The sequence below is a fragment of the Pseudomonas trutticola BRTCR10 genome, assembly GCF_056155105.1.
Genome location: NZ_CM149552.1, coordinates 489,436 through 512,841, shown reverse-complemented (window position 1 = coordinate 512,841; position 23,406 = coordinate 489,436). Strand labels below are relative to the sequence as shown.

Here is a 23,406-nt window from a genome sequence, read left to right as displayed (position 1 = left end):
TCAATTCACCAATTGGTTGAGACTGAGGATCGGAAGGAGGATGGCGAGGACGATCAGCAGCACCACCGCGCCCATCACCAGCAACATCGCCGGCTCGAACAGACTCACCATCAGCGCGATGCGCGCAGCGAGGCTCGCCTCCTGTTGTTCGGCGGCGCGGGCGAGCATGGCGTCGAGCTCGCCGGCGCGTTCACCGCTGGCAATCATGTGCAGCATCATCGGCGGGATATCGCCGCTGCGTTCCAGGCTGCGGGTCAGCGTCGAGCCTTCGCGCACCGAGCGGGCGACCTCGCTCATACGCCCGCGAATGGTCTGATTGCCGATCACGGCGGCGGCGATTTCCAGCGCATCGACCAAGGGCACGGCGCTCTTGCCGAGGATCGCCAACGTGCTGGCGAATCGCGCCGCTTCCATGGCGCGCAGCAACGTGCCGAGCAGCGGAATATTTAACGCCAGCGCATGCCAGCGCAGCCGCCAGAGCGGCTGACGCAAACTCCAGCGCCAGCCACTGAACAGCGCCAGGCTGGCGCCGAGAAATACCAGACCAAACTGGCGCACACCGTCGCTGAGGCTGATCAGTGCGCGGGTCAACCAGGGCAACGGCTGACCGCTGTCGACGAAAATTTTCACCACGTCCGGCACCACGTAGCCGAGCAGAAAACCGACGATGGCCACGCTGGCGAACATCAGAATCGAGGGATAGATCAGCGCCATCTGAATCTTTTGTCGCGATGCCTGGCGCGCCTGGGTGTAAACAGCCAGTTGCTCCAGCACATGACCGAGATGGCCAGAGCGCTCACCCGCCGCCACCGTGGCGCGGAACAACTCGGGAAACGCCGCAGGAAACCGGCTTAACGCGACGGCCAGCGCGTGCCCTTCCATGACCCGCCCGCGCACTGCCCACAGTAAACCGGCAACGCGCCGCTTGGCGGTCTGGCGGGCGACCACTTCCAGCGCTTCTTCCAGCGGCAAACCGGCCTGTACCAGCGTCGACAATTGCAGGGTCAGCAGCGCCAGATCGGCAACGCTCAAGCGACCGGCGCGCCACGCTCCATGGCCGCTGCCATTGCCTTGCAGTTCCTTGAGTTGCAACGGCCACAGTCCGCGCTCACGCAACAACTGTCGCGCGTGCCGGGCGTTTTCCGCTTCGAGTCTGCCACGGCAGCGGTGGCCCTGAGCATTGTCGGCGCGGTAATCGAAGGTCGGCATCGATTAATCCTCCTGCGTCACGCGCAGCCACTCATCGACGCTGGTCTCGCCGTCGAGCACACGTTGCCGGCCGGCCTGAAACAGGCTGCGAGACTCCTTGCGCGTTGCGTCAATCAGCTCGCGCTCGCTGGCGCCCTGATGAATCAGCGCGGCAACCGCATCGGTGATGCTGATCAGTTCGTAGATGCCGATGCGCCCGCGATAACCGTGCTGGCAATGCTCACAGCCCTGCGCACGAAAAAGCGGCGCCGCCAATAAGGGATCCAGCCCCAGCCGATGACAGGTCGCAGCGTCGGCAAAGTACGGTGCCTTGCAATGCACGCACAACGTGCGCAACAAGCGTTGCGCAAGCACACCGACCAGCGACGAGGCCAACAAATACGCATCCACGCCCATGTCGCTCAGTCGCGTCACCGCGCCGACCGCACTGTTGGTGTGCAAGGTCGACAGCACCAGATGTCCGGTCAACGAAGCTTGCACGGCAATCTGCGCGGTCTCGCGATCACGGATTTCACCCACCATCACCACGTCCGGATCCTGACGAAGAATGGCGCGCAAGCCGCGCGCGAAGGTCATTTCCACCTTCGGATTGACCGGCATCTGGCCGATCCCCGGCAGGTGATATTCGATCGGATCCTCGACCGTGAGAATGTTGCGCGACGGATCATTGAGGCTGCTCAACGCCGCGTAGAGACTGGTGGTTTTGCCGGAACCGGTCGGCCCGGTCACCAGCAGAATCCCATGCGGTCTGGCGAGCAGGCTTTGCAGGGTAGCGAGAGTGTCGTCCGGCATGCCCAGACGTTGCAGTTGCAGACGCCCGGCTTGCTTATCGAGCAAGCGCAGCACCACACGTTCGCCGTGCGCCGACGGCAATGTCGAGACGCGCACATCGACTTCGTGCCCGGCCAGACGCAAGGCAATCCGGCCGTCCTGCGGCACGCTTTTTTCGGCGATGTCGAGCCGCGCCATGACCTTGATCCGCGACACCAGCAACGTCGCCAGTTCACGTCTTGGCCTGAGCATTTCGCGCAACTGACCGTCGACGCGCATGCGTACCGAAAGGTACTGCTCGAAGGTTTCCAGATGGACGTCCGAGGCCTGTGCGCGCACGGCTTCGCTAAGCAGCGCATTGATCAGGCGGATCACTGGCGCGTCGCCTTGTTGCTCCAGCAGGTCAGCGGTCTGCGGCACCTGTTCGGCGAGGCTGAGCAGATCGAGCTCATCGTCCAGCCCTTGCGCGACCTGTTGCGCAGCGCTATGTCCTTCGCGATAGGTCGCGGCCAGCCGCGCGGCGAACGACTCCTGCGCAAGTATCTCGATCGGCAGTTCGCGAGCGCACAAGCGGCGCACTTCGGCCAGCGCCGTCAGCGGCGTGTCGGCTCGCATGAGCACGCGGGCCTGCGTGCCCGTGCCTTCCAGCAGCACGCCAAATCGTCGGGCGAAACCGAATGGCAGGATTGCCAACGCGGCACTCATGGCGCCACCGTTGCCGGCTCAAACAACTGTCGCGCTTCGGCCGGCAGCAATAGCGAGTTGCTCTCCCCGGCCTTTGGCTGACTCAGGTCGCGCAAAGTGTTGTAGCGCTGCTGACTGATGCCCGAGAGATCCTCACGGCTGCGGACGATGGTCGGGCGCAGGAACACCATCAGATTGCTTTTGGTCTGGGTGTCGCGACTCCAGCGAAACAGCGCGCCGAGATACGGAATATCGCGCAGCAACGGCACACCGCTTTTCTGCGTGCGCACGCTGTCGCGGATCAGCCCGCCAATGACGATGATTTCGCCGTCGTCGACGAGAATCGTGCTTTTCAGGGCGCGCTTGTTAGTGATCAGATCCGAGGAGTCGATGCCTGTTACTGAAGGCGCGATGTCCGAGACTTCCTGCTCGACTTCCAGACGCAGGGTCGCACCCTCATTGATGTACGGTTTGATTTTCAGGCTGATGCCGACGTCTTTGCGTTCGACCGTGGTGAACGGGTTATCCGCCCCGCTGCTGTTGGTAGAGTAGGATCCGGTCTTGAACGGCACGTTCTGCCCGACAATGATTTCCGCTTGCTGATTATCCAGGGTCAGCAGGCTCGGCGTGGACAGCAGATTGCTCCGCGTGTTGCTCGCCAGTGCCGAAATCAACGCGCCGAAACGGTCGCCGCCCAATTGCAGAATCGCACCGTCGGGCGCCGATTTTTTCTCGTCGAACTTCAGTCCGCCGACAATGGGAATGTCGGTGCCGGGGAAGTTGATAAAGCCTTTCGCGTCGCCGGTGTTCAAACCCCACTGCACGCCCACGGCATCGGCGATATCGCCGGAGATTTCGACGATAGCGGCGTGGATCAGCACCTGCGCACGCGGCTGATCCAGCTCGCGGACGATGTTCTCGATGGTTCGGACCTGAGCCGGTTCGGCAATCAGCACCAGCGCATTCTGGCTTTCGTCGGCCTTGAGCATGAACGGCGTCGCAGCAGCTGCGTCCCTGCCGTTGAGGGCCGCCGGCGCCTTGCGATTCTGGCCCATGCTTTCCAGCACCTGCGCCAACTGCTTGGCGTCGCTATGGCGCAAACGAATCACCCGCGCGGTATCGAGGCTGGCGGTGGCGGGGACATCGAGTTGGCGAATCAGCTCGGTCAAGCGCTGGCGCACGGCGAGCGGGCCGATGACGATCAAGCGGTTGGTTCTGACATCGGCCAGCACCTGAATGAGCGAGTCAGCATTGCGCTTGCCCAATGAGGACTCGATCACCGTGGCGATATCACTGGCCTGAGCAAAGCGCAGCGACACCACTGTATGCTGATCCTGCTGCCCCGCGTCGAGTTGGCGCACCACCTGGCTGATGCGTTTGACGTTGGCGCTGGTGTCAGTGATTACCAAAGCGTTGGCCGAAACGGATGGGCCAAGGTAGCCATTGGCCGACACCAACGGGCGGATCAGCGCGGCGAGATCGGCAGCGCTGCTGGTATTGAGTTCGATAACCTGGGTAATGAATTGCGCGGGGGTGACGCGCTCACTGGCAGCCTGTCCAGCACGGGTTTTCACGTCTGCCACCGGGGTAATGAGGATGCGGTCGCCCTCATCGATCACCGTGAAGTTGTGCGCGTCCAGCACCGAGTAGAACAAGCGCCGTACGCCTTCGCGATCCAGCGCCTGACGGGACATGACGGTAATGCGTCCCGAGACGCGCGGGTCGAGCACCACGGTGGTGCCGAGAATCACCGAGATCTCTTCGACGATGTCGCGCAGTTCGGCCTGATTCATCGCCAACTGCCAGCGCTGTTCCCCGGCGTGCACTGGGCGATTGAGGAGCGGTATCACCAACACGGCGCAAACCAACAGGGCGCGCAAGGCTTGCGCGCCAATCAAGCTGTTCATCAATGTGATCACTCTGACTGCCCGGCGAGCGGGCGTAGAAAACGGGCGGAAATGCCAGCAGGGTCTGCCTCGGTGGATGCGGGCAAACGCTTGAGAAACGCACTGGCAGAAGGTGCGAGAGGCAACGATTCCTCCCGGCCCTTGTTCCACAGCACCACATGTTGCGCCTCGACCCGACGCAGCACGCTGCCGCCCGGCAAGTCATCGCCGACCCGATATAACCGCGCCCCTTGAGCAACGCTTATCAGGGCTTTCGACAAACCACTGTCGACGGCGAAAGTCGCTTGCAGAGTCAACGACTCGGCGCTTGGCCGAAGTGCGGTTGGCGCAGCGAGCCCGAACACCGTCGCCACCGCTGCGGTGTTCAACGGCGCCAGCGCGGGCGATGCCGGCAGCGGCACAGCGACCGGTGCCGGCAGGCGTTGCGCACTGCGAAATGTCCATTCCTGCCAAGCGAGAAACGCGGCACACGCGAACGGCAGCGCCCACAGTCCCGAGAGCGATAAAAGTCTCACTGACGGCTCATCCGATGCGCCCGCACGCCTGCCGAACGCGCGAGCGCCACGACATGCGCCGCAGTACGCGATAACCGCGCAGCTCGTGCAGAATCACCGCGCCAATGTGCATCGCCACCAGCACCGCCAGCGCCGTGCAGGCCCAGATGTGCAGCACGAAAAAGCCGTCAGTCAGCGCCACATCGTCCAGCGGCTGGGGGAATTCGAGCAGGCCAAATACAGGGATCGGCCGATCCATCATCAGCACCCCGCTCAACAGCACCACGGCCACCAACAGATAGATCAGCCGATGGACAAACATCGCAAGCATTTTTGCCGAAGAAAACTGCGACATGCGTTCATGTCGCAGATGGCTGATAAACACCACCAGCCGCCAGCAGAACACCGGAATGAACAGCGTGGTCAGCGACACATTGACCCCGGCCACCCATTGTTTGGTGTCGTTGGCCACGTTGACGTTAGCCACATAAAACCCGGTGACCAGCGTCCACAGGATTACAGCTGCCGACACCCAGTGCAGCAGTATTTGTTGCTTGGAATAAACCGAAAGCGCCATTTGAATCGCCCCTGAAAACCACCAGCGATCAGACGACCTGGACGGTCGTCTGACGTAATTACACGGGAGGAGCCTTAGAGCTTGTTCCACGCCGCATGCGAGTGTTCGCCCACGCCCGGTTCAAAACCGTTCGCCTCAGGTTTGTACTGCTTGCAATAGCCAGAAGCCGGGAATGGCTTGCACTCGAAGACCTCGTTGGTTTTCGGCTGCAGTACCTTGGTGCCGGCGGTGTAGTCGCTAAGGCCTTCAGGGAACAGGAAGTCGTAATCGGCGCCAGCGCCTTCACCGGTGACGTTGACAGGCTGGGTGTCCTGACGGGTGGTGCGACCATCCAGCGTGGTGCCGACCAGGGTCAGGGTGTGCGGGCCGGGATTGCTGCGGATGTCCATGGTCAGCCAGGTTGCGCCGCTGTCCGCTTGTGCGGTGGTGGTGCCGACCAGTTTGTTCTGCTCGTTGAACAGGTTGGCTTCGACGTTCATTTTGCGGTTGGACATCAGGCTGAAGTCGACTTTGGTTTCGCCTTTGTCGAGTACATATTCCGCTTGTTGCGAGGCCACCGACAGGCGGGCGTCGACGTCCTCTTTCATCAGTAACTGCACTTCGTAGCGGACGACGCCGCTTTCTTTTTGCGCGTACAACGTGTTGCTGCCGCGGATCGCTTCGATGTTGCCGTTTTCATCACGCACGCCAGCGCGGATCAGGGTGTGTGTCTTGTTGATCTGCTCGGCGAGTTTGAACGACCAGTTTTGCGCCTCGGCGTCTTGCGCATTGTCGATCGAAATTTCGGCGCTGTAGGACGGATTTTCACCGGAAGCGGTAAAGGCACGGGCCTTGACCTTGTCACCAGCCAGCAGTGGCGTCGATGCAGCGATGGCTGCCGACAGCAGACCAGCCACCCGGCAGAACGGCTTCAGCAAGGATGTTGACGTCAGCGACGCTGTGGAACGCCATCTTGGTATCGCCCACGCTCCAAATGGCGAGGATGACGTGGTGGCCGTTTTTGTCTTCGGGAATGCTGCAACGGTGCTTGGTGCCGGGAACCGGCATCTGGAAGTCACCCGCGACCTGACAAAAAGGCGTGCTCTCAAAAGAACTGCGTTTCAGCGATTCATTCGGGTTCCAGCCATTACGGGTAATGAAATACTCGTGCTTGGCCACCGGATGTGGAGCTTCGTAATGCCACTGGAAATCCTGAGTGCGCTCTTTGATGTCGGTGAGCTGCCAGCGTGTGGCGGACTGCACGTCCACGGCAGAAAACAACTCGTGTCCGCCACTGGCGATTTTGCCATCGATCGGTCCTTGGCCCTCCGCGCCGCCGACGCCGGCCGGAAAGCCCTGAAAGGTTTCGCCAACACTTTGCGGTTCATATTGAGCACCACCACACCCGGTGTTCATTCCCTTCTGACAGAGAAAAGCGCGCGATGGAGGGAACTCCACATAACCGTGGGCCGCAGCGCCGGAAGAACCCAGCATGCCCGACAGCAAGAGTAGCGAAGAAGTGCACGTTGCCAATGCACTCCTCCGGAAAATTGATTTTTTCATTGTTATTCCAGGCTCATATCAAATAAGCGAGCCTGGCGCGACGCCAGGCTCTAATACGGTGCTCGACGCCATGCCGGACACACGCCTGAAACCTTACGTGGATAGTTAAAAGTTCTATGTAGGAGTAATCACCGGGTTCGGCAGGAATAGTCGTCACGGGAACTAATCCGACAACTAAATAAAAAATTCTTACAATAAGAAACTATTAACCTAAAGCTTTCTAAACGGCAAAAAAAACCTGCCCCGCATGATACGGGACAGGTTTTTTTGTACTGCCGTCGCTGAGTTATTCGTGATACTGCGCCGACAGCTCATGCACCGCGCGCAGGAACGCACCGGCGTGTTCCGGATCAACCTCAGGCGTGATGCCGTGGCCGAGGTTGAATACGTGGCCGCTGCCCTTGCCGTAGCTGGCCAGGATGCGCCCGACTTCGGTGCGGATCGCTTCCGGTTTGGCGTAGAGCACGGTCGGGTCCATGTTGCCTTGCAGCGCGACCTTGTCGCCGACGCGGGCGCGGGCGTTGCCGATGTCGCAGGTCCAGTCCAGGCCCAGTGCGTCGGCGCCAGCCTCGGCGATGCTTTCCAGCCACAGGCCGCCGTTCTTGGTGAAGAGGATCACCGGCACCTTGCGACCGTCGTGCTCGCGGATCAGGCCGCTGACGATTTTCTTCATGTAGGCCAGGGAGAATTCCTGATACGCCGCCGCCGACAGGTTGCCGCCCCAGGTATCGAAGATCTGCACCGCTTGCGCGCCGGCCATGATCTGGCCGTTGAGGTACGAAGTCACCGACTGCGCCAGCTTGTCCAAAAGCAGGTGCATGGCTTGCGGGTTGTCGTAGAGCATCGCCTTGGTCTTGCGGAAGTCTTTCGACGAGCCGCCTTCAACCATGTACGTCGCCAGGGTCCACGGGCTGCCAGAGAAGCCGATCAGCGGCACACGGCCGTTCAGTTCGCGACGGATGGTGCTGACCGCGTCCATCACGTAGCCAAGGTCTTTGTGCGGATCAGGAATCGGCAAGGCTTCGATATCAGCCAGAGTGCTGACGACTTTCTTGAAGCGCGGACCTTCACCGGTCTCGAAGTACAGACCTTGGCCCATCGCGTCGGGGATGGTGAGGATGTCGGAGAACAGGATCGCCGCGTCCAGTTGCGGATAGCGGTCGAGCGGTTGCAGGGTGACTTCGCAAGCGAATTCCGGATTCATGCACAGGCTCATGAAATCACCGGCGTGGGCACGGCTGGCGCGGTATTCCGGCAAGTAGCGGCCGGCCTGGCGCATCATCCACACGGGGGTGACGTCTACGGGTTGCTTGAGCAGGGCGCGGAGGAAACGGTCGTTCTTCAGGGCAGTCATGTCGGCATCCGGAAAAAAAGTGCGGGCATTTTCTCAGAGCGCGAGGGAAAAGGCACGGATGCAGGTCAGCCTTTTGTCTATCGGGTCAATTTATTGCGCTGGAACACCGACTTTGTAACACCACAAAACACTGTGGGAGCTGGCTTGCCAGCGATAGCATCACCTCGGTCTGACTGAGAAACCGAGGTGTCTGCATCGCTGGCAAGCCAGCTCCCACAGGTACTGCGTTGTACTTTCGAGCGGGGGTTAGACGCCCAGGTAATCGAGAATCCCTTCGGCAGCATTACGGCCTTCAAAGATCGCCGTCACCACCAGGTCGGAACCGCGCACCATGTCGCCACCGGCAAAGATTTTCGGGTTGCTGGTCTGGTGCTTGTACTGACCTTGCTCAGGCGCAACGACGCGGCCCTGGCTGTCGGTCTGGATCTCGAACTGCTCGAACCACGGCGCCGGGCTTGGGCGGAAACCGAAAGCGATGACCACGGCGTCGGCCGGGATGATCTCTTCGGAACCGGGGATCGGCTCGGGGCTGCGACGGCCACGGGCGTCCGGTTCGCCGAGACGGGTCTCGACCACCTTCACACCTTCAACCTTGTCTTCGCCAACGATCGCGATCGGCTGGCGGTTGTAGAGGAATTTCACGCCTTCTTCCTTGGCGTTTTTCACCTCTTTGCGCGAGCCGGGCATGTTCGCTTCGTCACGACGATAGGCACAGGTCACCGACTTGGCGCCCTGACGGATCGACGTGCGGTTGCAGTCCATCGCCGTGTCGCCGCCACCGAGCACCACAACCTTCTTGCCTTTCATGTCGACGAAGTCTTCCGGCGACTTTTCAAAGCCCAGATTGCGGTTGACGTTGGCGATCAGGAAGTCCAGCGCGTCATAAACGCCCGGCAGGTCCTCACCGGCAAAGCCGCCCTTCATGTAGGTGTAGGTGCCCATGCCCATGAACACCGCATCGTATTCGGCGAGCAATTGCTCCATGGTTACGTCTTTGCCGACTTCGGTATTCAGACGGAATTCGATGCCCATGCCGGTGAAGACTTCGCGACGATTGCTCAGCACGGTCTTCTCAAGCTTGAACTCGGGAATGCCGAAGGTCAGCAGACCACCGATTTCCGGGTTCTTGTCGAACACCACCGGGGTCACGCCGCCGCGCACCAGCACGTCGGCACAACCGAGGCCCGCCGGGCCTGCACCGATGATCGCGACACGCTTGCCGGTTGGCTTGACCTTGGACATGTCCGGGCGCCAGCCCATGGCGAACGCGGTGTCGGTGATGTATTTCTCGACCGAACCGATGGTCACCGCGCCGAAGCCGTCGTTGAGGGTGCAGGCACCCTCGCACAGACGATCCTGCGGGCACACCCGGCCGCAGACTTCCGGCAGGGTGTTGGTCTGGTGCGACAGTTCGGCGGCCTGGAGGATGTTGCCCTCAGCCACCAATTTGAGCCAGTTGGGAATGAAGTTGTGCACCGGGCACTTCCATTCGCAATACGGGTTGCCGCAACCCAGGCAGCGGTGGGCCTGGTCGGCCGACTGCTGGGGTTTGAACGGTTCGTAGATCTCGACGAACTCTTTCTTGCGTTGACGCAACAGTTTCTTCTTCGGATCTTTGCGCCCGACATCGATGAACTGGAAGTCGTTATTCAGACGTTCAGCCATTGTTAAAACCTCATCAAACTCTTCAGGCGCATATCACTGCGGGTTGGCACGAGTGCTGGAAAGCAACGATTTCAGGTTGGCAGCCTTCGGCTTGACCAGCCAGAAACGGCGCAGGTAGTCATCGAGGTTTTCGGCGAGTTCACGACCCCACTCGCTGTCGGTTTCCGCGACGTACTCGTTCAGCACGTTTTGCAGGTGGCTGCGATAGGCTTCCATCGCCTCGCCGCTGATCCGCTGGATTTCCACCAGTTCGTGGTTGACCCGGTCAACGAAGGTGTTGTCCTGATCGAGCACGTAGGCGAAACCACCGGTCATGCCAGAGCCGAAGTTGTAACCGGTCTTGCCCAGAACGCAGACAAAACCACCGGTCATGTACTCGCAGCAGTGATCGCCAGTGCCTTCCACAACCGTGTGGGCACCGGAGTTACGCACGGCGAAACGCTCGCCTGCGGTGCCGGCAGCGAACAGCTTGCCGCCGGTGGCGCCGTACAGGCAGGTGTTGCCGATGATGGCGCTGTTTTGAGTCTGATAGACGCTGCCCTTCGGCGGCACGATGACCAGCTTGCCGCCGGTCATGCCTTTGCCGACGTAGTCGTTGGCGTCACCTTCCAGATACATGTTCAGGCCGCCGACGTTCCACACGCCGAAGCTCTGCCCGGCCGTGCCTTTGAAGCGGAAGGTGATCGGCGCTTTCGCCATGCCTTGGTTGCCATGCTTGCGTGCGATTTCGCCGGAGATCCGTGCGCCGATCGAACGGTCGCAGTTGCAGATGTCCAGATCGAACTCGGCACCACTCATGTCGTTGATTGCCGACGACGCCATCTCGACCATTTTCTCGGCCAGCAGGCCTTGGTCGAACGGCGGGTTGCGCTCAACGCCGCAGAACTGAGGTTTGTCCGCCGGGATGTGATCGCTGCCCAGCAGCGGGGTCAGATCCAGGTGATGTTGCTTGGCGGTCTGACCTTCGAGGATTTCCAGCAGATCGGTACGACCGATCAGCTCTTCGAGGGAGCGCACGCCGAGCTTGGCCAGCCACTCACGGGTTTCTTCGGCGACGTAGGTGAAGAAATTCACCACCATGTCGACGGTGCCGATGTAGTGATCCTTGCGCAGCTTCTCATTCTGAGTCGCGACGCCGGTGGCGCAGTTGTTCAGGTGGCAGATGCGCAGGTATTTGCAGCCCAGGGCGATCATTGGCGCGGTACCGAAGCCGAAGCTTTCGGCGCCGAGAATCGCAGCCTTGATCACGTCGAGGCCGGTTTTCAGGCCACCGTCGGTCTGCACCCGGACTTTGCCGCGCAGGTCATTGCCGCGCAGGGTCTGGTGGGTTTCAGCCAAGCCCAGTTCCCACGGTGCGCCCGCGTATTTGATCGAGGTCAGCGGCGAAGCACCGGTGCCACCGTCGTAGCCTGAGATGGTGATCAAGTCCGCATAGGCCTTGGCCACACCAGCGGCGATGGTGCCGACGCCTGCTTCAGCAACGAGTTTCACCGAGACCAGCGCCTTCGGGTTGACCTGTTTCAGGTCGAAAATCAGCTGCGACAAGTCTTCGATCGAATAGATGTCGTGGTGCGGCGGTGGCGAAATCAGGGTCACGCCCGGCACTGCGTAACGCAGCTTGGCGATCAGCCCGTTGACTTTACCGCCCGGCAGTTGCCCGCCCTCGCCCGGCTTGGCGCCTTGAGCGACCTTGATCTGCAGCACTTCGGCGTTGACCAGGTATTCCGGGGTGACCCCGAAACGGCCCGTCGCGACCTGCTTGATTTTCGAGCTCTTGATGGTGCCGTAGCGCGCCGGGTCTTCGCCGCCTTCGCCGGAGTTGGAACGCGCACCGAGACGGTTCATGGCTTCGGCCAGGGCTTCGTGAGCTTCCGGCGACAGTGCGCCCAGCGAGATACCGGCGGAGTCGAAGCGCTTGAGCACCGATTCCAGCGGTTCGATTTCGCTGATGTCCAGCGGCGTGTCGAGGGTCTTGACCTTGAGCAGGTCACGGATCATCGACACCGGGCGGTTATCCACCAGTGAGGTGTATTCCTTGAACTTGGCGTAGTCGCCCTGCTGCACAGCGGCTTGCAGGGTGTTGACCACGTCCGGGTTGTAGGCGTGATATTCGCCACCGTGGACGAACTTCAGCAGACCGCCCTGCTGGATCGGCTTGCGCGGGCTCCAGGCTTCGGTGGCGAGTGCTTTCTGCTCGGCTTCGATGTCGACGAAACGCGCGCCCTTGATGCGGCTCGGCACGCCACGGAAGCTCAGGTCGCAAACCTCCTCGGACAAACCGATGGCTTCGAACAGCTGCGCACCACGGTACGAAGCGATGGTCGAGATACCCATCTTCGACAGAATCTTCAGCAGACCTTTGGTGATGCCTTTGCGGTAGTTCTTGAACACCTCGTAGAGGTCGCCCAGCACTTCACCGGTACGGATCAGGTCACCCAGCACTTCATAAGCCAGGAACGGATACACCGCCGAGGCGCCGAAACCGATCAGCACCGCAAAGTGGTGCGGGTCACGGGCGGTCGCAGTTTCAACAAGGATGTTGGAGTCGCAGCGCAGGCCTTTTTCGGTCAGACGGTGATGCACTGCACCGGTCGCCAGCGAAGCGTGGATCGGCAGCTTGCCCGGGGCGATATGGCGGTCGCTCAGCACGATCTGGGTACGCCCGGCACGCACGGCTTCTTCAGCCTGATCGGCAACGTTGCGGATCGCCGCTTCGAGGCCGACGCTTTCGTCGTAGTTGAGGTCGATGATCTGCCGCTCGAAACCCGGGCGGTCGAGGTTCATCAGCGAGCGCCACTTGGCCGGGGAAATAACCGGCGAGCTGAGGATCACGCGCGAGGCGTGTTCCGGCGACTCCTGGAAAATGTTGCGCTCGGCACCGAGGCAGATTTCCAGCGACATCACGATCGCTTCACGCAGCGGGTCGATCGGCGGGTTGGTGACCTGCGCGAACTGCTGACGGAAATAGTCGTACGGCGTGCGCACACGCTGGGACAGCACGGCCATCGGCGTGTCATCGCCCATCGAACCCACGGCTTCGTAGCCTTGTTCGCCGAGCGGGCGCAGTACCTGATCACGCTCTTCGAACGTGACCTGATACATCTTCATGTACTGCTTGAGCTGATCGACGTCGTAGAACGCCGAACCGTGGTCGTTGTCTTCCATGGTCGCCTGGATGCGCAGGGCATTCTTGCGCAGCCATTGCTTGTAGGGATGACGGGATTTCAGACGGTTGTCGATCGCGTCAGTGTCGAGGATCTGCCCGGTTTCGGTGTCCACGGCGAGGATCTGCCCCGGACCGACACGGCCCTTGGCGATCACGTCTTCTGGCTGGTAGTTCCACACGCCGATTTCCGAAGCAACAGTGATGAAACCGTTGGTGGTGGTGACCCAGCGCGCCGGACGCAGACCGTTACGGTCGAGCAGGCACACCGCGTAGCGACCGTCGGTCATGACCACGCCGGCCGGGCCGTCCCACGGTTCCATGTGCATCGAGTTGTACTCGTAGAACGCACGCAGATCCGGGTCCATGGTTTCGACGTTCTGCCATGCAGGCGGAATGATCATCCGCACGCCACGGAACAGGTCGATGCCGCCGGTGACCATCAGCTCCAGCATGTTGTCCATGCTCGAGGAGTCGGAACCGACACGGTTGACCAGCGGGCCGAGCTCTTCCAGATCCATCAGATCATTGGTGAACTTGGTCCGTCGGGCCTGTGCCCAGTTGCGGTTACCAGTGATGGTGTTGATCTCGCCGTTGTGGGCGAGAAAGCGGAATGGCTGCGCCAGCGGCCATTTCGGCAAGGTGTTGGTGGAGAAGCGCTGGTGGAACACGCAGATCGCGGTTTGCAGGCGCTCGTCACTCAGGTCTGGATAGAACGCGGCCAGATCGGCCGGCATCATCAGCCCTTTATAAATGATGGTCTTGTGCGAAAAGCTGCAGATGTAGTGGTCGGAATCGACGGCATTGGAGACCGACGAGCGACGACGGGCGCTGAACAGCTTGACCGCCATGTCCTGATCGCTCAGGCCTTCACCGCCGATGTACACCTGCTCGATCTGCGGCAGGCGCTCAAGGGCCAGGCGGCCGAGGACGCTGGTGTCGATCGGCACTTTGCGCCAGCCGATCAGTTGCAGGCCTTCGGCAAGGATCTCGCGATTCATGTTTTCGCGAGCGGCTTCGGCCTTGGCCGGATCCTGGTTGAAGAAGACCATGCCCACAGCGTATTGCTTGGGCAACTCGACACTGAAGGTTTCCTGAGCAATGGCGCGCAGGAACGCATCAGGCTTTTGAATCAGCAGACCGCAACCGTCACCGGTCTTGCCGTCGGCATTAATCCCACCGCGGTGGGTCATGCAGGTCAGGGCCTCAATGGCCGTTTGCAAAAGGGTATGACTGGGTTCGCCCTGCATATGGGCTATCAGGCCGAAACCGCAGTTATCCTTGAATTCATCTGGTTGGTACAGACCTGCTTTCATAGACACTTTCTCACCAGGCTGCCTCTTTTCGAGGCAAATTTCTTTTCAATTCAACCACTTGCGATCCGCGCCGAACGTACGCCGGCTTAGCGGGGGCAAAAGGGTGGTCATTGTACACAGCGACACAGACGCTCACAAATTTGACGACGAAATGTCGCAAATCTATGTCGCATTTGTGAAAGGTTTAAAGCGATCTGCTGTGCTAGTCAAAACTTTTTTAATTTTGACCGCAACGACTCAAAGACTACTGTGACGCAGACACCACAAGGCACGCGGTCTGTAGAGACGGCGCGCACTCGTAGAAATTTTGAGGTGCTTGGAGAGGCGGCCTGGGTAAGGCCGCCGAATCTTCAGCGAGTTGTTGCCAGTTCCTGTTGGACGCTGGCGACAGTGCGAGGCCAAGGTTTACCAGCCTGAACCTTCGCTGGCAAGGCCTTGATGGCAGAAACGGCTGCATCACGGCTGGCGAAGTTGCCGTAGGTGATCACGTAGAGAGGCTTGCCGTTGAGGACTTTCTTGAAATAACGGTACTCGCCGCCCTGCTCCTTGACGAAGTTCTGCGCGGTCGCTTCGGAGCTGGTGCCGAGGATCTGCACCACGTAGTTGCTGGTCGGCTGCCCGGCGTACCAGCTGCTACCGGCGGCTTTGGCGACGGTAACCGGCTTCTCGGCCGGTTTGGCAGCGACAACTGGCTTGGCTGGCGCTGGAGCCGGTTTCGCCGCTGGCGCTGCCGGAGCAGGCTTGGCGGTGGCGATTTGCGTCGGTGCCGGGGTCGGTTTGGCTGCTGGCACTGGAACCGGAGTCGGTGCAGGACCGGCCGGAACGCCGGCAGGCGGTGCCGAAGTGGTCACGGTTGGCGGTGTATCGCTGGAACCTTCCAAAGGCACGCCGTCGTCACCCTCGGTGATCCCGCCAGCCGCTTCGGCCAACGGACCGCGCATCACCGGCTGCGAGTTGCCGACCAGCGGCAACGGCATCGGCTGCGTATTACCGGCGAACTCAACGTTCGGTGCGCCGCCATTCGCTGCGCCCTGACCCAATGGCAGTTGCGCCTGCTCGTTGGCTGGCGCGCCGGTGGTTGGCGCCTTGTTGCGACCCGGCATCAGCCAGGCGGCGGCGACCGCGACCACAACGACGGCGGAAATCGCCAATACGTGTTTCTTCGGCATGTTGAACCCCATACTTGGACGCTTGACCGCAGAGCGGCTGGCAATCATGACTTCGATCAGAGCATCGCGAGCGACCTGGTTGATGTTGCCCGGCCAACCCTCGGAGCTTTCGTGAATATCAGAGATCTGATCCGCGGTGAAAAGTTCGACACCCCGGCCTGCACCTTCCAGCCGTTGGTCGAGATACTCGCGGGTCTCTTCTTCGGTGTACGGCTGCAATTCGATGACGTGGAAACGCTCTTCCTCAAGGTGCAAAGCCTCAAGCTGAGCGATCAGCGACGACTCACCGAACAGGAACACATGCGGGCGACCTTCCGGCGCGCCAGCACCCAACGCCATCAGCGCTTCGAGAGCGGATTCGTCGAGCTGCTCGGCGTCGTCCACCAGCAGATAGACTTCCTGGCCGGTCAGCGCGAGTTGCACCACCTGATCCAGAATCGCACCGACTTCAGCCTGGGCCACGTTCAGCGCCTGAGCGACCTGACGCAGCACGCCCGCGGCATCGCCGGCACCGCGCGCGGAAACCACCACGCTCTGCACCGATTGCTTGTTGGTGCTAGCCACCAGCGCCTGACGCAGCAGAGTCTTGCCGCTGCCCTGCGGGCCGGTGACCACCAGCAGCAACTGGCTGTATCGCGCCAGGTGATGCAGTTGACCCAGCACCGGTTTGCGCTGGGCCGGGAAGAATTTAAAGCCCGGCACCCTAGGCGCGAAGGGGTCGTGACTTAACTGGAAATGGCCGAGAAACGCCTCGTCGGCATGCAAACTAGTCATCGGAATCTTATTAACCTTTAAGCTGAGCCAGGGCGCGGTAATCCGCTCCCAGCGTGGCCTGTAGAACCTCTTTCGGATAATCGGCGGTCACTACCGCTTCGCCCATCCGGCGCAGCAGCACCAGGCGCAGACGACCGTCGATCACTTTTTTGTCGATTGCCATGTGTTCGAGAAAATCGGCCTCGCTCATCTCTTCAGGCGGGATCACCGGCAGACCGGCGCGCTGGAACAGACGAATGCCGCGATCACGCTCCTGCTCGCTGATCCAGCCGAGACGCGCGGACATCTCCAGCGCCATCACGGTGCCAGCCGCCACCGCCTCACCATGCAACCAGACACCATAGCCCATGTGGGTCTCGATGGCGTGGCCGAAGGTGTGGCCGAGATTGAGCGTGGCGCGTACGCCGGTTTCTTTTTCATCGGCACCCACCACAGCAGCCTTGGCCGCGCAGGAGCGCTCGATGGCATACGTCAGAGCCTTTTGATCCAGTGCACGCAGGGCGTCGACATTGTCTTCGAGCCAGGTCAGGAACGGCTCGTCGCAGATCAGACCGTACTTGATGACTTCCGCCAGACCCGCCGACAGCTCGCGCTCTGGAAGGGTTTTCAGGGACGCAGTATCGATCAGCACGACGTTCGGCTGATAGAACGCACCGACCATATTCTTGCCCAGCGGATGGTTGATCCCGGTCTTGCCACCCACCGACGAATCGACCTGGGACAACAAGGTGGTAGGAATCTGGATGAAATCGACGCCGCGCTGGTAGCAAGCCGCAGCAAAACCGGCCATGTCGCCGATCACACCGCCGCCGAGGGCGATTACGGTGGTGCGGCGGTCATGACGAGCGGTCAGCAAGCCGTCAAAGATAAGTTGCAGGGTTTCCCAGTTCTTGAAGGCTTCGCCGTCGGGCAAAACCACGGAAATCACCGAAAACTGCGAAAGGCTGCGAGTCAGACGTTCGAGATAGAGCGGCGCAACGGTCTCGTTGGAGATGATTGCCACCTGCCGCCCATGAATATGCGGCGCCAGCAGCTCGGGCTGATCCAACAAACCTTCGCCAATATGAATCGGGTAGCTGCGCTCGCCTAAATCGACCTTGAGTGTCTGCATGTGTCCCCACAGTGAAGATGGAAAGCAGGCGTCCTGCCCTGAATTATTGGTTGTCTGCGGCCTATAGCGGGTATGACGCCGCTCGCACGCCATCCGCCACAACCTCGGCGGGCGGTGACAGGACGCCGAGGATAGCGCATTTCAGGCGATGCTTTAACGGGGAGGAAGCTGCGCCAGGCGGTCGAGAATGTCGAGCACGACCATGCGCGGCGGCCGTTCGTCGGTTTCCACCACCAGATCGGCGATTTCCCGATAAAGCGGATCACGGATCGCGAGCAGATCACGCAGGGTTTTCGCCGGATCGGCAGTGCGTAGCAACGGCCGGTTGCGGTCGCGGGAGGTGCGGCCAACCTGCTGTTCGACGGAGGCGTGCAGATACACCACACGACCGCCCTCATGCAGAGCCTTGCGATTGGCGTCACGCATCACCGCACCGCCGCCGGTCGCCAGTACCACGCCGTCGAACGCGCACAGCTCGGCGATCATCGCCTGCTCACGATCGCGAAAGCCGGGCTCGCCTTCCTTGTCGAAGATCCACGGGATATTGGCGCCCGTACGCAGTTCAATTTCCTTGTCGGAATCTTTGAACGGCAGGCGCAGCTCTTTGGCCAGTAATCGGCCGATGGTGCTTTTTCCAGCCCCCATCGGTCCTACAAGAATCAAATTTCGCACAGAATCAACGACTCACAGCAATCGCCTGGTTATTCATGATACGCGGAGTGAGAAATACCAGCAGCTCGGATTTTTTCTCCGAAACCACATCACGCCGGAAAAGGCGGCCAAGATACGGCACATCGCCAAGAAATGGCACTTTATCTACGACCTTGCTTTGAGTATTTGAGAAAACGCCCCCAATCACGATGGTCTCGCCGTCGTTTACCAGCACTTTGGCGTTGACCTCGTTCTTTTTGATCGGCGGTACATCCTGCACTTTGTTCAGGTAATCAGGCTCGTCCTTGGTGACCTTGACCTCCATGATGATGCGGTTGTCCGGGGTGATCTGCGGCGTCACCTCCAGCGACAGCGAAGCTTCCTTGAACGACACCGAAGTGGCGCCACTTGAGCTGGCCTCCTGATAAGGAATTTCGGTGCCCTTGAGGATCTTCGCGGTCTCCTTGTCGGAAGTCACCACCTTGGGCTGCGAAACAATTTCGCCATTGCCGGTTTTCTCCATGGCAGTCAGCTCAAGATCGAGCAAAACGTTGTCGGTGATGAAGGCAATGCCAATCCCCGAAGTATTGTTGACGGTGCCCATATCGACGAACGGCGAATTGGTGCTGGTGCTGCCCGGGGTGCCGATGGTGGTCGACGAGCCGTTACTGACGCCGGAAGTGTTCCAGTTGCCCTTGTTCTGGATCGACCCACCCCAGCGCACGCCCAGACTCTTGTCGTAATCGACGTTGGCTTCGACGATTCGCGCCTCGATCATCACCTGACGCACGGGAATATCCAGTTGCGCCACGATTCGCCGTAGTTCGTCGAGCCGGTCCTGAGTCTGGTAGGCAATGATGTTGTTGGTTCGCTCGTCGACGGTGATCGAGCCGCGCTCGTCGATTTTCGCTTCGGCGCTGGTCACCGACTGGAACAGCTTGGCGATGTCGGCAGCCTTGGCGTAGTTCACCTGCAGCAGTTCACGGCGCAGCGGTGCCAGTTCGGCGATCTGTTTTTGCGACTCCAGTTCCTGGCGCTCGCGGGCGGCGATTTCGTCTGCCGGGGCGACCAGCAGCACATTGCCGATCTTGCGCTTGTCCAGCCCCTTGGTTTTCAGCACCAGATCCAGCGCCTGATCCCATGGCACATTTTGCAGACGCAGAGTGATGCCGCCCTGCACCGTATCGCTGGCCACCAGATTGAGGTTGGTGAAGTCGGCGATCAGTTGCAGCACCGAGCGCACGTCGATGTCCTGAAAATTCAGCGACAGCTTGTCGCCGACGTAGGCCTGACGATCGGCGTTGCGCTTTTGCAGATCGTCGACGGTCATCGGACGGATGCTGACGGTCAACTTGTTGTCGGTCTGGTAGGTGGAATAGTCGAAGGTACCGCTGGGCTCAACGGTAATGATCGCGCGATCGCCTGTTGCAGCAGCGTTGACGAACTGCACGGGCGTGGCGAAATCCTTGACGTCGAGGCGTACCCGCAGCTTGTCGGGCAATTGCGTGCGGGCGAAGCTGAGGATGATCTTGCCGTCATGTTCCTGAATATCCGGAGCGATGGTCGGGTCGGACAGGTCGATGACCACATTGCCTTCGCCTGCGGTGCCGCGCTGAAAGTCCACGCCGCGAATGGCTTTGGTTTTCGGCACGAACGCTTTGGCGGGAGCCCCTGCCGCAGTCGCGCGCACTGGAGCAACAGCGGCGGGACGGGGAGCGCTTGCCGGCGCCCCCTGACCGACCACCACGAACAGATTGTTGCCTTCGACTCGCGTGTTGTAAGGCGCTGGCTGGGTGAGGCTGACGATCAACCGCGTGCGATCCTTGGCCTCAACCACCGTGGCCGTGCGCGCGTTGCCACTGCCCAGGTCGAGGTTCTTGCTGGCCAACCGACTGGCAACCCCGGGCAAATCCAGGGCGATTCGCGCCGGTGAATCGGTGGTGTAGCCCTTGGGTTGCGGCGGCGGGCCATCGAACGACAGCTTCAGTTCGACGCGGTCACCCGGCAACGCCGCCACGTCCAGCGTCTTCAGATTGGCCGCGAGTACCATCGGCGACATCAGCGCTATCCATAGCGAAAAACCGAGGGTGGAGAAAATCCTGTTCATTGTTCGACTTCCACTATGAGTGCTCTTTCAAAGGAATGGTGCGCGGACGTTCCAGCCAGGCGCCTTCGCCGTCGGGGACGATTTCGACCACATCGACCTGAGTGGCGCTGATGGCCACGATGCGACCGTCGTTGCGTCCCAGGTAATCGCCGACTTTCAGCCGATGCACACCGCCAGCTCCACGCAACAGCGCAAAAGAGCCAGTGGCGTTGGCAATCGTGCCGACCATCTCGAACTGCTCGATGTTGAAACCTTCGAGGTATTGCTTGACCCGATTGGGGTCGGGTTTGACGTTGCGCGAGCCGTGCCTTTGCCCGGCCAGATCGACGCGCACCTGGCGCGAAAAGGGACTGCGCAGGTTGGCGGCGCTGTAAGTAAAGGTCGGGTAAGAGCGGAATGTCGGCGTGGGCTCGATCTTGCCCGCCGGGCGCAACCGCACTTCATTCATGTAGGCATCGAGATCGCTGAAATCATCGCCACCACCACAACCGCTCAATGCCAGCAACACCACTGCCAGTGCGAAATAACGAGTCGGGCTCATTTCTGCAGCCCCTTGTCGTTATAGCGGTACGTCTTGGCGAGGATGCTCATGCGCAGTTTCGGCCCGCCTTCTTTATTGGCCGGCGCCAGTTCGAAGTCGTGCAGGGTAACGATGCGCGGTAAACCGGCCACACCACTGACGAAAGTGGCGAGGTCGTGATAGGCGCCGGTGACGGTGATCTGGATCGGCAGCTCGATGTAGAACGGCTGGGTGACCTCCGGAAGCAGTTTGATTTCTTCGAACTCAAGGCCGCTGCCCAGCCCGGTACGCGTGATGTCTTCCAGCAGGCCCGGTACCTCGGTGTCGCTGGGCAACTGTCGCAGCAACACGCCGAAGGAGTTTTCCATCTCCTTCATCTGTTGGGTGTACAGCTCCAGATTGGCGGAAATATGCGCCTTGCTGGCGAACTGCTCCTTGAGCGTGGTTTCCTCCTCGCGCTTGAGCTCAAGCTGGTTTTCCATGTCACTGATGAAAAAGTTATAGCCAAGCGCCAACACCAGCACCATCAGCAGTGCCCCGGCGATGGCTTTGACTGCGCCTGGCCAGGAGCCGATGTTGCTGGTGTCGAGGTCGTTGAAGTCGATGTTGCGCAAGCTTTCCAGCCAGTCGGACGGTTTCATTGGTCGTCCTCCAGCGTCTTCGGCTGAGTCTGACGAACGGTCAACTGAAAGACATTGGCCTGCTCCAGTTGATCGGCGGAAGTCGCTTTGACCTCAGTCAGGCTCGGTGCATCGAACCAGTCAGAGGCGTCCAGATTGCGCATCAACTCGGAGACGCGGTTGTTCGACTCGGCAGCGCCGCTGATCGACAAAATCTTCCCGGCCATTTTCACGTCAGTGAAATAAACGCCGTCCGGCAGCGTTCGCGCCAGTTGATCGAAGATTCGGCCGCTGACCTGCCGGTTGCCCTGCAGGTCCTGGATGATGCGCATGCGCTCGACCAGTTGCTGGCGGTGCGCCTTGAGGTCACTGATCTGTTTGATCCGCTCGTCGACTACGGCAATTTGCTTGCCGATGTAATCGTTGCGTGCGACTTGCCGATCGATGGCGGCGCTGACGATCTGGTCGGCGATAAACACCGCCCCCACCGAACCGGCCACTACGCCGATCAACGCCAGCAGGAAGCGTTTGCGCCGCTCTTCGCGGCGCTCCTCGCGCCAGGGTAAAAGGTTGATCCGCGCCATCAGTCGAAACTCCTGAGCGCGAGCCCGCAGGCAATCATCAGGGCCGGCGCGTCACTGGCCAGGGCTCCGGCGTTGACCTTGCTGCTCAAGGCCATGGCGGAAAATGGATTGGCCACTTGCGTCGGCGTGTCCAGGCGCTGCTCGATCAAGCGATCCAGCCCCGGCACCGACGCCGTGCCACCGGCGAGCAGAATGTGATCGACCGCGTTGTACTGCCCGGAAGCGAAGAAGAATTGCAATGAACGCGACACCTGTTGCACCAGTGCTTCGCGAAACGGCTGCAGCACATCGCTGACGTAGTCGTCAGGCAGGCCGCCCTGCTTTTTCGCCAGCCCCGCCTGCTCGATTGTCAGGCCATAACGACGCTGGATTTCCTCGGTCAGTTGCCGGCCGCCGAACAACTGCTCGCGGGTGTAGATGATCTTGCCGTTGTGCAGGACGCTGAGGGTGGTCATGGTCGCGCCGATGTCGACCACCGCCACCGTCAGGCGCTCTTGCGACGCGGCCAGTTGCGTTGCGAGCAAGCCGAACGAGCGCTCCAGCGCATAAGCCTCGACATCGACCACGCGCGCGGTCAGCCCGGCGAGTGCCAGCGCCGCTTCACGGACTTCGACGTTTTCCTTGCGGCAGGCGGCGAGCAGTACGTTGACTCGCTCGGGGTTGCGCGCAGAAACGCCCTGGACTTCAAAGTCGATGGCGACCTCGTCCAGCGGATAGGGAATGTATTGGTCGGCTTCGATCTTGAGCTGATTTTCCAGCTCGTCGTCGGACAGCCCGGCGTCCATTTCGATGATCTTGGTGATCACGGCAGAACCGGCCACCGCCACCGCGACGCTCTTGACCCCGGTGCGTGCCTTGACCAGCACCCGGGTCAGAGCCTGGCCAACGCCTTCGAGTTCGGCGATGTTCTTTTCGACCACGGCGTTCGCTGGCAATGGCTCCACCGCATACGCCTCGACCCGGTAGCGATCACCCTGACGGCTCAGTTCCAGCAGCTTCACTGACGTGGAGCTGATGTCGATCCCCAGTAACGTATTGGTCTTTTTATTGAAGAGTCCCAGCACTACCAATTCCCTATGACTTTCCGTGAGTTACGGACTCTGTAATACGCATTGCGTTCCTTCACCCCGTCTTGACAGAAGCGCAAATGACGCCCCCAGCAGAAAAGTGCTTATAATGCCCAGCGAT

16 protein-coding genes and 1 pseudogene are annotated in these 23,406 nt (G+C 60.6%); all 17 read right to left on the bottom strand.

The window, feature by feature from the left end:
- Complete coding sequence (gene gspF / locus ACVVH8_RS02210; protein WP_475228272.1) at positions 1-1,209, bottom strand: type II secretion system inner membrane protein GspF; 1,209 nt, start codon at positions 1,207-1,209, stop codon at positions 1-3.
- Between the two features lie 3 nt (positions 1,210-1,212).
- A complete protein-coding gene (gene gspE / locus ACVVH8_RS02205) occupies positions 1,213-2,685 on the bottom strand; it encodes a type II secretion system ATPase GspE (RefSeq protein ID WP_475228269.1) in 1,473 nt (490 codons plus the stop codon).
- The gene (gspD, locus tag ACVVH8_RS02200) at positions 2,682-4,571 is read right to left on the bottom strand and encodes a type II secretion system secretin GspD (RefSeq protein WP_475228267.1); all 1,890 of its coding nucleotides are present in this window, start codon (positions 4,569-4,571) and stop codon (positions 2,682-2,684) included. The genes gspE and gspD overlap by 4 nt, the downstream gene beginning before the upstream one ends.
- An 8-nt stretch (positions 4,572-4,579) precedes the next feature.
- Entirely contained in the window at positions 4,580-5,086 is a 507-nt protein-coding gene (locus ACVVH8_RS02195; protein ID WP_256583568.1) for a type II secretion system protein N, read from the bottom strand.
- A 7-nt stretch (positions 5,087-5,093) separates the two neighbouring features.
- Complete coding sequence (locus tag ACVVH8_RS02190; protein WP_213027299.1) at positions 5,094-5,642, bottom strand: cytochrome b; 549 nt, start codon at positions 5,640-5,642, stop codon at positions 5,094-5,096.
- A gap of 74 nt (positions 5,643-5,716) precedes the next feature.
- Positions 5,717-7,184 (bottom strand): annotated as a pseudogene (gene gbpA / locus ACVVH8_RS02185) (N-acetylglucosamine-binding protein GbpA).
- A 286-nt stretch (positions 7,185-7,470) separates the two neighbouring features.
- The gene (hemE, locus tag ACVVH8_RS02180; protein ID WP_083367241.1) at positions 7,471-8,538 is read right to left on the bottom strand and encodes a uroporphyrinogen decarboxylase; all 1,068 of its coding nucleotides are present in this window, start codon (positions 8,536-8,538) and stop codon (positions 7,471-7,473) included.
- A gap of 246 nt (positions 8,539-8,784) precedes the next feature.
- Complete coding sequence (locus ACVVH8_RS02175) at positions 8,785-10,203, bottom strand: FAD-dependent oxidoreductase (protein ID WP_007909438.1); 1,419 nt, start codon at positions 10,201-10,203, stop codon at positions 8,785-8,787.
- A gap of 33 nt (positions 10,204-10,236) precedes the next feature.
- Positions 10,237-14,682 (bottom strand): glutamate synthase large subunit, encoded by a 4,446-nt coding sequence (gene gltB, locus ACVVH8_RS02170; protein ID WP_475228264.1) that lies wholly within the window; start codon positions 14,680-14,682, stop codon positions 10,237-10,239.
- 350 nt (positions 14,683-15,032) lie between these two features.
- Positions 15,033-16,625: an AAA family ATPase gene (locus ACVVH8_RS02165; RefSeq protein WP_475228262.1), complete on the bottom strand. Its 1,593-nt coding sequence runs from the start codon at positions 16,623-16,625 to the stop codon at positions 15,033-15,035.
- Between the two features lie 10 nt (positions 16,626-16,635).
- On the bottom strand, positions 16,636-17,736 hold the full coding sequence (gene aroB, locus ACVVH8_RS02160; RefSeq protein ID WP_213027297.1) for a 3-dehydroquinate synthase: 1,101 nt from the start codon (positions 17,734-17,736) through the stop codon (positions 16,636-16,638).
- Between the two features lie 153 nt (positions 17,737-17,889).
- On the bottom strand, positions 17,890-18,408 hold the full coding sequence (gene aroK / locus ACVVH8_RS02155) for a shikimate kinase AroK (protein WP_045122260.1): 519 nt from the start codon (positions 18,406-18,408) through the stop codon (positions 17,890-17,892).
- A 4-nt stretch (positions 18,409-18,412) separates the two neighbouring features.
- Positions 18,413-20,494 (bottom strand): type IV pilus secretin PilQ, encoded by a 2,082-nt coding sequence (locus ACVVH8_RS02150; RefSeq protein ID WP_475228259.1) that lies wholly within the window; start codon positions 20,492-20,494, stop codon positions 18,413-18,415.
- A gap of 13 nt (positions 20,495-20,507) precedes the next feature.
- Complete coding sequence (locus ACVVH8_RS02145) at positions 20,508-21,035, bottom strand: pilus assembly protein PilP (protein WP_103305449.1); 528 nt, start codon at positions 21,033-21,035, stop codon at positions 20,508-20,510.
- A complete protein-coding gene (gene pilO / locus ACVVH8_RS02140) occupies positions 21,032-21,655 on the bottom strand; it encodes a type 4a pilus biogenesis protein PilO (RefSeq protein ID WP_103305450.1) in 624 nt (207 codons plus the stop codon). Before pilO ends, ACVVH8_RS02145 begins: the two co-directional genes overlap by 4 nt.
- Complete coding sequence (locus ACVVH8_RS02135; protein WP_475228257.1) at positions 21,652-22,218, bottom strand: PilN domain-containing protein; 567 nt, start codon at positions 22,216-22,218, stop codon at positions 21,652-21,654. Before ACVVH8_RS02135 ends, pilO begins: the two co-directional genes overlap by 4 nt.
- The gene (locus tag ACVVH8_RS02130) at positions 22,218-23,282 is read right to left on the bottom strand and encodes a pilus assembly protein PilM (protein ID WP_103305452.1); all 1,065 of its coding nucleotides are present in this window, start codon (positions 23,280-23,282) and stop codon (positions 22,218-22,220) included. The genes ACVVH8_RS02135 and ACVVH8_RS02130 overlap by 1 nt, the downstream gene beginning before the upstream one ends.
- Positions 23,283-23,406: the final 124 nt, after the last annotated feature.

What these genes read in the sequence shown, in the direction of transcription:
- gspF (WP_475228272.1), bottom strand. Translation starts at nt 1,209, where the DNA reads ATGCCGACCTTCGATTACCGCGCCGACAATGCTCAGGGCCACCGCTGC.
- gspE (WP_475228269.1), bottom strand. Translation starts at nt 2,685, where the DNA reads ATGAGTGCCGCGTTGGCAATCCTGCCATTCGGTTTCGCCCGACGATTT.
- gspD (WP_475228267.1), bottom strand. Translation starts at nt 4,571, where the DNA reads ATGAACAGCTTGATTGGCGCGCAAGCCTTGCGCGCCCTGTTGGTTTGC.
- ACVVH8_RS02190 (WP_213027299.1), bottom strand. Translation starts at nt 5,642, where the DNA reads ATGGCGCTTTCGGTTTATTCCAAGCAACAAATACTGCTGCACTGGGTG.
- hemE (WP_083367241.1), bottom strand. Translation starts at nt 8,538, where the DNA reads ATGACTGCCCTGAAGAACGACCGTTTCCTCCGCGCCCTGCTCAAGCAA.
- ACVVH8_RS02175 (WP_007909438.1), bottom strand. Translation starts at nt 10,203, where the DNA reads ATGGCTGAACGTCTGAATAACGACTTCCAGTTCATCGATGTCGGGCGC.
- gltB (WP_475228264.1), bottom strand. Translation starts at nt 14,682, where the DNA reads ATGAAAGCAGGTCTGTACCAACCAGATGAATTCAAGGATAACTGCGGT.
- ACVVH8_RS02165 (WP_475228262.1), bottom strand. Translation starts at nt 16,625, where the DNA reads ATGACTAGTTTGCATGCCGACGAGGCGTTTCTCGGCCATTTCCAGTTA.
- aroB (WP_213027297.1), bottom strand. Translation starts at nt 17,736, where the DNA reads ATGCAGACACTCAAGGTCGATTTAGGCGAGCGCAGCTACCCGATTCAT.
- ACVVH8_RS02150 (WP_475228259.1), bottom strand. Translation starts at nt 20,494, where the DNA reads ATGAACAGGATTTTCTCCACCCTCGGTTTTTCGCTATGGATAGCGCTG.
- ACVVH8_RS02145 (WP_103305449.1), bottom strand. Translation starts at nt 21,035, where the DNA reads ATGAGCCCGACTCGTTATTTCGCACTGGCAGTGGTGTTGCTGGCATTG.
- pilO (WP_103305450.1), bottom strand. Translation starts at nt 21,655, where the DNA reads ATGAAACCGTCCGACTGGCTGGAAAGCTTGCGCAACATCGACTTCAAC.
- ACVVH8_RS02135 (WP_475228257.1), bottom strand. Translation starts at nt 22,218, where the DNA reads ATGGCGCGGATCAACCTTTTACCCTGGCGCGAGGAGCGCCGCGAAGAG.